This is a genomic window from Pedobacter alluvionis, from assembly GCF_003664035.1.
GTDB lineage: Bacteria > Bacteroidota > Bacteroidia > Sphingobacteriales > Sphingobacteriaceae > Pedobacter > Pedobacter alluvionis.
Genome location: NZ_RCCK01000015.1, coordinates 336,003 through 348,237, shown reverse-complemented (window position 1 = coordinate 348,237; position 12,235 = coordinate 336,003). Strand labels below are relative to the sequence as shown.

13 protein-coding genes are annotated in these 12,235 nt (G+C 36.7%); 8 read left to right on the top strand and 5 right to left on the bottom strand.

The features are described 5' to 3' along the window. The first annotated feature begins 31 nt into the window (after nucleotides 1-31). From BCL90_RS23505 to BCL90_RS23495, 3 genes are read left to right on the top strand one after another with little or no spacing between them, the layout of a single operon-like run. On the top strand, nucleotides 32-2,482 hold the full coding sequence (locus BCL90_RS23505; RefSeq protein ID WP_121287743.1) for an OstA-like protein: 2,451 nt from the start codon (nucleotides 32-34) through the stop codon (nucleotides 2,480-2,482). A 37-nt stretch (nucleotides 2,483-2,519) separates the two neighbouring features. Beyond that, complete coding sequence (locus tag BCL90_RS23500; protein WP_121287742.1) at nucleotides 2,520-2,741, top strand: hypothetical protein; 222 nt, start codon at nucleotides 2,520-2,522, stop codon at nucleotides 2,739-2,741. Then, entirely contained in the window at nucleotides 2,741-3,043 is a 303-nt protein-coding gene (locus tag BCL90_RS23495) for a type II toxin-antitoxin system RelE/ParE family toxin (RefSeq protein ID WP_121287741.1), read from the top strand. Before BCL90_RS23500 ends, BCL90_RS23495 begins: the two co-directional genes overlap by 1 nt. Here BCL90_RS23495 and BCL90_RS23490 read toward each other — a convergent pair. Both BCL90_RS23490 and BCL90_RS23485 read right to left on the bottom strand, forming a co-directional pair. Next, entirely contained in the window at nucleotides 3,038-3,616 is a 579-nt protein-coding gene (locus BCL90_RS23490) for a non-canonical purine NTP diphosphatase (RefSeq protein WP_121287740.1), read from the bottom strand. The two genes, BCL90_RS23495 and BCL90_RS23490, sit on opposite strands and share 6 nt — an antisense overlap. A gap of 115 nt (nucleotides 3,617-3,731) precedes the next feature. Further along, nucleotides 3,732-4,385 carry a hypothetical protein gene (locus BCL90_RS23485; protein WP_121287739.1) on the bottom strand — a complete coding sequence of 218 codons (654 nt, stop codon included), beginning with the start codon at nucleotides 4,383-4,385 and terminating at the stop codon, nucleotides 3,732-3,734. A gap of 167 nt (nucleotides 4,386-4,552) precedes the next feature. Here BCL90_RS23485 and BCL90_RS23480 point away from each other — a divergent pair, with 167 nt between their 5' ends. From BCL90_RS23480 to BCL90_RS23455, 5 genes are all read left to right on the top strand, one after another. Further along, a complete protein-coding gene (locus tag BCL90_RS23480; RefSeq protein ID WP_244095132.1) occupies nucleotides 4,553-5,077 on the top strand; it encodes a hypothetical protein in 525 nt (174 codons plus the stop codon). 54 nt (nucleotides 5,078-5,131) lie between these two features. Next, a complete protein-coding gene (locus BCL90_RS23475; protein ID WP_121287737.1) occupies nucleotides 5,132-6,490 on the top strand; it encodes a peptidylprolyl isomerase in 1,359 nt (452 codons plus the stop codon). A gap of 5 nt (nucleotides 6,491-6,495) precedes the next feature. Then, on the top strand, nucleotides 6,496-7,458 hold the full coding sequence (locus tag BCL90_RS23470) for an AAA family ATPase (RefSeq protein ID WP_121287736.1): 963 nt from the start codon (nucleotides 6,496-6,498) through the stop codon (nucleotides 7,456-7,458). 731 nt (nucleotides 7,459-8,189) lie between these two features. Continuing rightward, the gene (locus tag BCL90_RS23460; RefSeq protein WP_121287735.1) at nucleotides 8,190-8,708 is read left to right on the top strand and encodes a hypothetical protein; all 519 of its coding nucleotides are present in this window, start codon (nucleotides 8,190-8,192) and stop codon (nucleotides 8,706-8,708) included. Between the two features lie 144 nt (nucleotides 8,709-8,852). Further along, a complete protein-coding gene (locus tag BCL90_RS23455) occupies nucleotides 8,853-9,041 on the top strand; it encodes a hypothetical protein (RefSeq protein ID WP_090502258.1) in 189 nt (62 codons plus the stop codon). A gap of 68 nt (nucleotides 9,042-9,109) precedes the next feature. On the opposite strand, the gene BCL90_RS23450 is transcribed toward BCL90_RS23455, so the two are convergent. The 3 genes from BCL90_RS23450 to BCL90_RS23440 all read right to left on the bottom strand — a co-directional run bounded on the left by BCL90_RS23450 (nucleotide 9,110) and on the right by BCL90_RS23440 (nucleotide 12,158). After that, nucleotides 9,110-9,997: a glycerophosphodiester phosphodiesterase family protein gene (locus BCL90_RS23450; RefSeq protein ID WP_121287734.1), complete on the bottom strand. Its 888-nt coding sequence runs from the start codon at nucleotides 9,995-9,997 to the stop codon at nucleotides 9,110-9,112. A 233-nt stretch (nucleotides 9,998-10,230) separates the two neighbouring features. After that, the gene (locus tag BCL90_RS23445) at nucleotides 10,231-11,088 is read right to left on the bottom strand and encodes a nuclear transport factor 2 family protein (protein WP_121287733.1); all 858 of its coding nucleotides are present in this window, start codon (nucleotides 11,086-11,088) and stop codon (nucleotides 10,231-10,233) included. Nucleotides 11,089-11,177: 89 nt separating this feature from the next. Further along, nucleotides 11,178-12,158 (bottom strand): M28 family peptidase, encoded by a 981-nt coding sequence (locus BCL90_RS23440; RefSeq protein ID WP_121287732.1) that lies wholly within the window; start codon nucleotides 12,156-12,158, stop codon nucleotides 11,178-11,180. Nucleotides 12,159-12,235: the final 77 nt, after the last annotated feature.

Sequence of the window (12,235 nt, the reverse complement as noted above, 5' to 3'; positions counted from 1 at the left end):
ATTTTTCTATATAAAAAACTAACTTTGCAGGGTGCAAAAACTATTTATTTTTACATTTTTTATATTTTCCCCCGTAATTCTTTTAGCCCAAAAACAGGGGAGTAAAATTAAAGTTATCTCTTTCGCAAAAGTTTTTGTTATTACTAAGGAAAACAAAACACTTTTAAAAAACCCGGTTTTCCAACAAGACAATGCCACTTTAGCATGTGATAGCGCTGTATTTTACAGCGAAAGAAATTATTTTGAAGCTTATAAAAACGTGCACATCAACCAGCTTACTACTGATATCTATTCCGATCAGCTCGAATACGATGGAAATAAAAAGCAGGCACATTTAACGGGAAATGTGGTAATGAGAGACCCAACATCTACCTTAACCACCAATATTTTAGATTACAATACCTTCAGCAAGATAGGCACTTATACCAGTGGAGGAAAAATCGTAAATCAACAAGTAACAGTAACAAGTAAAAATGGCTATTATTTTAGTCAGGGCTACAGCCGTGAAGGCAGTGATGCGTATTTCAGATATGATGTAGTAGTGCTTACACCACAAGCCACCATCAAATCGGATACGATGAGCTACAACACTAAAAATAAATGGACTTACTTTTACGGCCCAACTAATATCAAAGGAAAAGATGATAATCTGTATACCGAAAATGGCCAATACAATACCATGACCGAGGATGCTTTTTTCGGAAAGAAAAACCTATATACACAAGGCACCAGATCGCTAAAAGGTGATAGTTTGTATTATTTCGGAAAAAAAGGGGTTGGTAAAGCTGTGAAAAACATTGTTTTTTCTGACACGAAAGATAAAATGAAAATGTTCGGTGATTTGGGTTATTACTATAAAATAGATCAGAGAACATTAGTCACCCGCAATGCATATCTGGGTATTGGCACGGAAGATTCGATCATGGTGAAGAATAAAAAAAGGCCTGATAGTTTATGGATGGGTGCAGATACGCTGGAAACACAAATGGTGTTACAAAAAACCTTAAAGTTAATCCCTAAAATTTCAATCAAAGCCGATAACCAGGTTGGTGAAGACGATGAAGATACCGGCGAAAAGAAAGGAAAAGGGGAGCCAAAATTTAAACCAGAGGCTGAATCAACTCAAAAAGAAGACAGAAATAAACGTAATGCCAGAAATAGCAAAGCTGACAAAAAGAAAAAGAACAAAGGCGATGCCGAAACAGAGGAACAGCTGAACCTGAAGGATAAAAGCGTTGACAGTTTAAAATCGAAAGTAGACTCACTTAGCAAAGGACTACCCAAGCTTAATCCCGATAGTTTGCAGAAAAATAATCTTTTAAAGAACAAGGCCGATTCTATTATCAAAAACCTGCCTAAACTTAAAACTGATAGTATAAAAAGGCTGGCTGATAAAGCTAATGCGATTACAAAGAATGTATCGAAAAGCACAATCGATAGTTTGCAAAAAAAGATTATCAACGGGGCTTCTCCAATTGTAAAGGAAATTTCAAAAACAAAAATCGATAGCCAGCAAAAGAAGCTCACAAAATACGGCGCTAAAGATAGCTTAACAAAAGTTCTGGGAAAGTTAAAAGCCGGAGCATTAAACACTGACACGACCAAATTTAACCCAGCCGACACTGTTCAAACGCGTATTATTAAGGCTTACCATGGCGTTAAGATTTTCAAAACGAATATACAGGCCAAAACAGATAGTCTGTTTTACACCAGTGCCGATTCTACTTTACGTTGCTACAGCAACCCTATCCTCTGGTCTGAAGGCTCTCAGCAAGTTGGCGACACGATATTTGTACAGTTCAAGAATAAAAAACTGAATAACTTACAGGCATTTAGGAATGCATTTTTAGTAAATACGCCAAAAGATTCATTAAGATTTAATCAAATAAAAGGAAGGTTAATGACGGGTTTCTTTACGAATGGAAAATTTAAGACCCTTTATGTAGATGGTAATGCCGAAAGTATTTATTATACCCAGGATGACAGCACCAAGGTGTATAAAGAAATGAACCAAACCCTAAGCAGCAGGATAAAATTCATTTTTAAAGATAAGGAAAATGCCATTGAAGAAATTGTTTATATCAAGGGGATAGAAGGGGCTTTGAATCCCGAAAATACGATTGCAAAAGATCATGTTTTAAAAGGATTTTCATGGAAACCGACTGAACGTCCGAAATCAAAAAAAGATGCCATAGGCTCTTCGGGTAAAACTAAGCCCAAAGCAAAGGCGAAAGCAATTGCAGGTAAAACTGTGGCTGGTGCTAAAACCACAACCACGGCAGGCAAACCATCAACAACAACACCTGTCGTTAAACCGAAAAGCGCTTTGGGAAAAGACAGCTTAAATATAGATAAGAAATTGCCTCAAGTTAAACCATCCGACACAACCAACTTTGGCATTAAACCGATTCTACCAAAAAAGGACTCAGTACAAGTGAAAAAAGATTCTGCTCAAGTGAAAAAGGCAGTTGGTAAAATGTAGTTTTTGCTATTCATCAAATTAATGGTTAAATTTATGTATGGATTTACAATCAGAAAAACTAAGTGTACTTCAACAGATCATTAATTCGAATGATGAAAGTTTAATCAGAGATATTAAATCATTAATTACTGCAAGGGACTTTGATTGGTTTGATGGATTAAACAACAGCCAACAAGACGATATTCTGGAAGGCATAAACCAACTTGATCGGGGTGAAAGTTTTAGCCATGAAGAGGCAAAAAAAAGGTTTAGCGTGTAATGAATATCATCTGGTCTAAAAGAGCTGGTGAGACTTTCCAAAAAAACATTGATTATCTAAAAGAAAACTGGACAGAAGTAGAATTGAAAAAGTTCATCACCAGGGTTTTTACTTATCTCGAAACACTATCTGAAGAACCATTAATCTCTAGAAAAACTTATAAAACAAAGAATACTCATATTGGCGTGATCATTCCGCACGTATCAGTTGTATACCGAATTAAACAGAAAAGCAACACTTTAGAGATTGTAACATTTATAGACAATCGACAAAGTGGTAAAAAGAAAAAAAGATTTTTATGATTTTCCCCTCAAAAAATCCAACATCTTTTTTAGTGCAATAGCCCTGTGACTGATTTTATTCTTTTCTGCCATATCCATTTCAGCAAAAGTAATATCGTAACCATCCGGCTGAAAAATGGGATCATAACCAAAACCCTTCGAACCTGATAATGCTGTTCTGATTGTACCTTCTATTGTACCTTCAAAAATGTGATTTTTACCATCCTGCATTAACGAGATCACCGTTTTAAACCTTGCTTTTCTATTTGGGTTCTCCTCAAGCTTAGTTAAAACCAGTTGAATATTTTCCAGGCTATCACGACTTCCAGAATATCGGGCGGAATAAACACCCGGCTCGTTGTTCAAAGCATCTACCTCTAAGCCACTATCGTCGGCAAAACAGTCTAAATTAAAATGTTCAGCCACATAACTGCTTTTTAAAGTTGCATTGCCTTCAAAAGTATCAGCAGTTTCAGGAATATCAACCAAACAACCAATATCTTCTAAATTCAATACTTCATATTTACCTTCAAGTGCAGCGCGTATTTCTTCAGTTTTGTGTTGGTTATTGGTGGCGAATACAAGTTTTTTCATTTTAGGAAGGTAAAAGGTTTAAGGTATAGGGTTTAAGATTTTTCGAGTCGGATTAAAATGCCATATCTCGGCACTTGATACTTGATTCTCAATACTTGATACGCTTGCGAAATCGCTATTTAATTTTCTGCAGATGCCCCCAAAGTGTTTTTTTAGCGGTTAAATCACTATCGAGATGATGGAGGTTAGGCGCAAAGATAATTCTGGTGGTTTCGTGAACGATGATTTCATTCTGCCAGGTAAGGTCCAGTCGCAAGTCGGCAAACGCTACTCCGAAAGATAACATGATGGCAGGTTTAAAAAACCGGCGTAATTCTACGAAATCTGTTCCCTTATAATTCGAATAATTTAGTATGGCAAAATCGGGGGTACCTAAATCTATAGCTTTAACAATTTTCCGCAACAGTTCTCTGCCTTGTTCGGTACTTACATCATGCTCACTATCATTAACTAAAATGAGTACTGATTTTTTATTTCCACCCAAAAATTTAAACGTTTTTTCAGGTGCTGGTTCGGCCACAATATGCGGAATTTCAGGTGCTTGCGGATAAACTTTAGGAGAATTTGTAGGATTAATCCCAGGAATTTGTGCTATTTCTACTTTAAAAACAGGTTCTTTTACTTCATTAACGGAAACTTTTTCGACAGCCAAAACTGCCTCTGGATTACGCAAAGGCAGAATTTCTACACTTTCATCCTTTACCAAAAAAACCTCTTCAGTAAAAAATAAACGTAAAGCATTCGCATTGTTGGTAACCTGGTTTTCCATTCGTATTTTTGTTGGATAATAATTTCTGTTAAAATTAGTTAAATATCTTATAATAGCGTCGCTAATTGTTACTTTTATCCCTTAAAATTTATAGAGTGCCCTGCGTGAGGAAAGCTTATTGCCTATTTGTTTTCAGCTTTATTTATAGCATTTCGTTTGCACAAAACGTGGCTGTTATAAACGGTAAATCAATAAGTGCTAAAGAATTTATGTGGGCATACAAAAAAAGCCATAATGGAAACGTTAGTGCTGCGTACAATACTTTACAGGCCTATTTAAACTTGTACATAAATTTTAAGCTTAAGGTTTTAGATGCCCGCGAAATGGGATTGGACAAAAACGCAGGTTACCAGGAAGAAATTAAAACTTATGAGGATGCATTGACCACACATAAAAAAGTTGGGGTGAGTAGCAAAGATCACGATTTCCTGCTGAACGAATACCGCGAAGGTGTTTTAATGTTTAATGTTTCTGAACAAAAAATATGGAACAAGGCGCAGGAAGACGAGCAGGCGATAAATGAATTTTATACGAAAAACAAACAAAATTACGATAAACCTTTAAGCGAAGTTAGAGGAGAGGTAATTGCCGATTACCAACTAAGTTTAGAAGAAAAATGGCTTAAAGGCCTAAAACAAAAATATCAGATTAAAATTAACGAAAACGAGTTGAAGAAGCTTGCCAAGTTATAACCAACCTGTTTTTTTTGACCATAAGTATTAAATTTGCAAAATATAATAAATAGAATGAAGAAAGTTTTTTTAGTAGCAACCGCTTTAATTTGCCTGTTTTTAAACAGTTTCGCTCAAAAGCATACTGTAGATAAAGTTGCTGCTGTTGTAGGAAATAATATTATCCTGCTATCAGATTTAAACCAACAATACACACAATATCTTTATCAGGGTAACCAGCCTAACAGTGAGATTAAATGTAAAATTTTACAACAAACCTTAACCCAAAAGCTGCTTAAACAACAGGCTGAAATCGATTCAGTAATGGTTGAGGACGGTGCCGTTGATGATGAGGTTAACAAGCGCATGCGTTACAGTATGCAGCGTGCAGGTGGCCAGGAGCGTTTAGAGCAATTCTTGAACAAATCTGTTTTGCAGTACAAAGATGAAATCAGACCATCGGTAAAAGATGAATTGATTGCACAGAAAATGCAGCAAAAAATCACCGAAAACATTAATGTTACGCCAATGGAGGTTGAAAAGTATTTCAAATCTTTGGGTGATAGTGTTCCGGAATTTAATACCGAAGTTGAAGTTGGTGAAGTGATTTTAAATCCACAGTTAACCAGAGCAGAAAAACAGAAATTCCGCGATAAAATTGAAGCCCTTCGTTTAAGGGTTAAAAGTGGCGAGGATATGGGTGTTTTAGCAAAAACTTATTCTGAAGATCCAGGTTCTGCTGCCGATGGTGGTGATTACGGTTTTATCGACAGGAACACCATGGTTAAAGAATTTACGGCCTGGGCATTTAAACTAAAAGCCGGAGAAATTTCGCCCGTATTCGAAACAGATTATGGTTTCCACTTTTTACAGGTTTTAGAGCGCAGAGGTGAGCAGGTACACGTTAGACATATTTTAATTACGCCTAAAACTACACCAGAAAGTTTGACTCGTTTAAAATTACATGCAGATAGCATTTACAATAACATTATTGGTAAAAAAATAAGCTTCGCTGCTGCAGCAAACCTTTATTCAGATAATAAAGAGAGCAAATACAATGGTGGTATGATGCTTAATGCAGAAAATGTTCAGGCAAGAAGTACCTTTATTCCTGTTGATAAATTAGATCCTTCTGTGTTTCTGGTAATCGATAGTATGAAAATCGGTGGTATTTCCAAACCAGATTTATTTACGGCAGCTGATGGAAAACAAGGGTACCGCATTTTATATTTAAAATCTAAAATTCCACCGCACAAAGCAAACTTAGCTCAAGATTTCCCAAAAATCAGAGATGCCGCACAAAGTGATAAAATTAATCGTACTTTAAGCGAATGGTTTGAAAAACGTCGCGAAAGCACCTACATTAAAATCGACGACGAATTTAATACCTGTGATGAACTAAAAATCTGGACTAAAACCACAGCCGCAAAATAATACCAATGCAGTACAAGAACGAAGTAGAAGCTGTTGATGCACTTCATCAATCTTTCAACAACATCAAAGCCGAAATAAGCAAAGTAGTAGTTGGACAAGATGACATCATAAAATCTGTTTTAATCGCCATTTTTAGCAACGGACACTGCTTGTTGGTTGGCGTACCAGGGTTGGCTAAAACTTTACTTGTACAAACAGTTGCATCTGTTTTGGACCTCGATTTTAACCGGATCCAGTTTACACCCGATTTAATGCCCAGCGATATTATTGGCGCAGAGATTTTAGGAGAAGACAGGCATTTTAAATTTATAAAAGGGCCTGTTTTTTCTAATATTATCCTAGCTGATGAGATTAACCGTACACCGCCAAAAACCCAGGCGGCTTTATTGGAAGCCATGCAGGAAAAATCGGTCACTGCAGGCGGACAAACGCATACTTTACCAAAACCATTCTTTGTTTTGGCCACACAAAATCCAATTGAACAGGAAGGAACTTATCCCCTACCCGAAGCTCAATTGGATCGGTTCATGTTCAACATTCAATTAAATTATCCTGCCTTTGCAGATGAATTGAACATCGTAAAAAACACCACAAGCAATAAAACCACTCAACTGCAGAAAATTATCCATGCAGATGATATCCAATATTTCCAGAAACTGATCCGCGATATTCCAATTACCGATAACGTTTTGGAATATGCCGTTAAACTAGCTGCTAAAACCCGTCCAAATAGTGAGTTTGCGACTGATGCCGTTAATAAATATATTAGCTGGGGTGCAGGTCCGCGTGCTTCGCAATTTTTAGTGCTGGGCGCAAAATGCCATGCCGCTGTAACCGGAAAATATTCACCAGATATTGAAGATGTAAAAGCCGTAGCCGAGCCTATTTTACGTCACCGTATTGTGCGGAACTACCGCGCAGAAGCTGAAGGTTTATCAATCGAAAAAATCATTAAAGATTTATTGTAGTAGCATTAAGCTAGTCGGGATTTGTAATCCAGTCTGATGAGCCAGAATTTTTAACTTCTATTAGTGGATTACAAATCCACAATACAGCAGGTCGAGATTGCAAATCTCGACCAACATAAAATCCTATTTCAAAATATTAGAAATTAATGCAAGAGTTGACAACTTTATTGCCTCTTTGCTATTAAAGTTGTCAACTCTACAAGCTATATTCGTGTAAATATTCAGAGAAACGAATGAGTGGCAGTTTGACCAGATCATACCTTATATCTCAAGACTCCGGGAAGCATTTAAGTATAACCAGGACTTTTTCAACAGAAATCCAGACATCACCATGGAAGAGTTCGATCAATCGAAAAAGATCAACACAAAGTGGGGACAACAATACGATGTAGAACAGATGCTCGAACATGCCATTGTTCATATTTTAAGGCATAGGAGACAGATTAAAAATGCGCTGGTCAATATGAAAAGCTCATCGATCGAAAAAAAAATAATTTGCAATTCACTGAAAATAAATATCTTTGCATCATAATTTATAGAAATGCTACGTCAACTACATATCCAACAATTAAGCTTTAGCCCGTCTTGTGGCATAAAGGGCTTGGGTATTGACTTAAATTTCCTTCCCAACCCTTAGCGTTTTTGCCGTTATAGCATAAAACCAAAATTTAAAATCATTTATTACGCATTTGCTAAGCATTAATCGCTTATTAAAATTAATTATATCCGTTATGGACATTTATACCACTGTAGAAGAAAAATATCTACAGGCCATTGAAGAACTGCACTGGGGCGAATTACCCAAGGCACTTCAGTATTTTAACGAAATTATTGTTTTCGACCCTGATTATGCAAGAGCATATTTTCAATTGGGCGATATTTATCAAAACCACTTTAAAGATTACAAAACCGCAGGTTATTATTACAAACGCTGCATTGAGCTAGATTCTGATTTTCCAGAAGTATATAAACCCTATCTGGAACTTGTTATTACGCTTAAAATGCACAAGCTGGTGAAACAGGTTGCAGAGAAAGCTTTACTTGTTCCTGGTGTTTGCGAAGCACATATATACGAATGTTTGGGCCTACATGCTGAGCAACAGCAAAATTTTGCAGAAGCGGCAAACCATTTCAAAAAAGCCGAACTGTTTAATGCCGTTCAGGATGAACAAAGCACTTTACAGGAGCATCAAAACCGTATTAAAGGCAAAATGAATAGCACAAAAGCAATGATTTACGACTTACAGTGATAAAAGGCAGTGCCTTTTATCACTTTTTAATACGCTGGATGACCTTCAAATACTATTCGCCAAATTGCTCTTATTATTTTAATTTTGTTACTATCTTTACCACACAATTACAAAGCATAAATTTTTAAATCAAAAATATTCGATATGTCAGCTCACGATTCACACGCACCGGCTCAGCAAACAAAAGGCATTTGGGCTTTACCATTGGCTGCATGGATTCTGGTTTTATTACTGTGTGTCTATTTCACCAGACCAATCTTTAACCACGAAGAAGCATCTGCTCATCATGAAAAAACTGAAGCAGCGCACGAAAAACCAGAAGCACACCATTAGGGCCTTCTTTTCAGGAAGCATAAAAAAAGCGTTCCGATTTAAAATCTGAACGCTTTTTTTATACTTCTTTATTTTTTGAGTTGCCCCATAATGTTTGGGAAATCGGTAATGATGCCATCTACCCCCAAACTCATAAAATAATTCACTTCTTTCACCGTATTAACTGTCCAGGGGATAATTTTGATCCCCATTTTATGACAGCGGTCTACCAGGCCTTTACCAACCAGAACGGAATAGGGACTATAAATGGTAGGTTTAAAACCTAATTTCTCAATATAATCTTCAAAGGGTTCTTTTTCATCAATCAATAATGAAGTTTGTATTTTTGGATATTTCTCGTGCAGGTATTGTAGCGTTCGCATATCAAACGATTCGATAATAACCCTTTTAGCAATTTTTTTCGAATTAACGATATCCATAATCAACTCTACAAATTCTGCAGGTTCCGGATGAAATTCATTGTCGCCATTTTTAATCGTTTTCGTTTCGATACTATAAACCGGTTTGGCTAGTTTGTGTTCCTTAACGTAAGCATCAACTGCATCTATAGTTTCAGAGAGTAGCGGTTTGTAAGCTTTAAACTTCATCTGTCCGGGAAAGCGGCTATGGACTTTACTCCCTACATCAAACTTTTTAACCTCCTCATAATCCATTTTATAGATGTTATAATTCTTTTGGTCTTTTAAAGTAATCGCCTTACCGTTGGGTTGTAAAGAAATCTCGTTATTGAAATAAGGCTCTTGTGAAAGCACGACCTGTTTATCTTTTGAGATTACTGCATCCATCTCTAAGGTGTTAACACCTAAATCGATAGCTTTTAACATTCCCTCAATGGTATTTTCGGGCATAATACCGCGTGCACCAGCTTTACCCTGTACATCAAATTTTTTCTTTTGAGCAGAAACGTTTAAGAAAAGTAAAGTAAGCGTGGAGAGTAGAAGTAACTTTTTGTGCATGAATTCTAAACGTAAAAAAGGTTGTTTTATTTGTAATTATCCTTGTTTTGAAGCGCAAAAACTGTGCTATTTTTAATGTTTGTTCCCGCTTTTCGCTATATCTTTCCGCTATGCTCCAAGGATGCCGCTTCAATCGGGGCTAAACCGACCTTGAGTGCGGAAAAAAGATAAATCTCTGAAATAAAAAAAGGGCTTCTTTTTACGGAGAGCCCTCTTTAATTCACATTTGTTATTTATCTTTCTGCAGGTACGAAAGCCTGTACAATTAAGTTCCAGCTTGCGTCTGCTGCTTTTTCATAAACGAAAACATAGTTAAAACTTTCACGTAAATCGGCTTTGTAATCAATAGTAGCCACACCATAAGTATAGGCCAAATCACTACCGATTGCCTTATCTACCCCTGTTGTTTTCAAATTGATTTTGCTAATCATTCCATTATAAAAAGAAATAATTTTTCCTTTTCCATCAATGGCTTCGTTACCTGGGAAAAGTAAACGTGCATCGTTGGTTAAAAAGCCTCCAAATGCTGCAATTCCATGGGTTTTTAACAAGGTATTTAATGTTTTTTCAGTAGTTAAGATAATATCCTTCCCAGCCTTAATTTCCTTTTCATTTAAAAACTTTGGTGCAACATGATCTTTAGGCTCGATAAACTGTGGCGAAACTTTAGCCAAAGGTTTATTACTTTCTGTTCCTAAATCAATAGCTAGTTTCCATCTGCCGTTTTCCGGTTTCCAGATTGATAGATATTGACCGTATTTTTTCTCCGAAGTTCCAACTTCATACGGCCCTGTGGTAAAACCTAAATCGCCACTGCGTGATACCTTTGCCAAGTTTGGCGTCCATGTTACATCCTTTTCAGCATCTGCTTTGCCAGCATAAAAAGTTTTAGCATTAACTGGGTTTGGCCTAAACACTAAAGTGCTTGTTGTTGAATAGTCTGTAAAAGCTTCTTTATCTCCATTTTTGGCAATTGACTTAGCAAAATCCTTTTCAGCATTTACTAAAGATTTGGTTGTTCCGTCGCTTTTTTGGGCAAAAGCACCCAGGGCGAAAAGCGAAGCTATTGCAGTTGAAAATAATTGTTTCATTATTAATTAAGATAATATTGTTTGGCGAATATAGAATTTTCTTTAATGTATGACCTTAAAAGTAATTAACAATTACACATTAAGGACAGTTATTTTTCTCTATATATGACTTCTAAAACAGTTTGCCCGGTGGCCTTCAACGTATTTTTATCAATATTGGCTAAGTTATCCAATTGCGTGTGCCAATTGATATAAAAACCACTGTTGTCATTGTAATGGATAATATCGATAGATGGAATACCTGCTTTGTTCATCCAAAGATGATCATCAACCAATTTCCCACTCGGAATTTTCGTGAAGTAAGAGGCATAGCCAATTTCATTACCAATGTTCCAAACCTTGTTCACTACATTTGGAGCAGCCTGACGGGAGATTTCATCCTGAGTAAACTGTGCGTTACCGCCACCAACCATATCGAGGTTAATGCCGTACAAAGCTTTATACCCTTTCGCATTTGCTTTTTTAGCCCAGTATTGAGAACCTAAACACCAGGTAGTTTCATCTGGCGTTTCATCATTGGCCTTGCCATAGTCTTCTAAATCCCACAATACAAAATCGACTCCAACATCTGGCTGTTTCTGTTGAATCTGACGTGCCATTTCCAAAATCACCGCCACCCCGCTTGCACCATCATTTGCCGCATCAAAAGGTTTTGCATGATTTGCAGGATCGGTATCCTGATCAGAAAATGGACGGGCATCCCAGTGTGCCGTAATTAAAATCCTCTTTTTTTGACCTGGATTAAAAATGGCGACAATATTTTTCAGTTGAAAGCTTTTCCTATCATAAGTTTGCGTTTGCTCACCCTGGATACTTACTTCTGCACCGAACGTCCTTAATTTTACCACCAAATAATCTGCACATTTTTGATGAGCGGTGGTGCCTGGAATCCTTGGCCCAAAGTCAACCTGAGCTTTGGTATAAGCATAAGCACTATCGGCATTAAAATCAGGAGAAACTAAACCTGTTGCCTTTTCTACATTTTCATCAACATTTCGGTTTGTTTTGTTCTGACAAGCATAAAATGCAATTAATGCGAATAAAGGCAGTATTAAAAGTTTTTTATTCATTGTTTAATCTAACGGAAAATTGTTTAAAGTAGTGTAATTATCTCTCATCCCCCCTGCCCCCCTCAAAGGGGAACAAA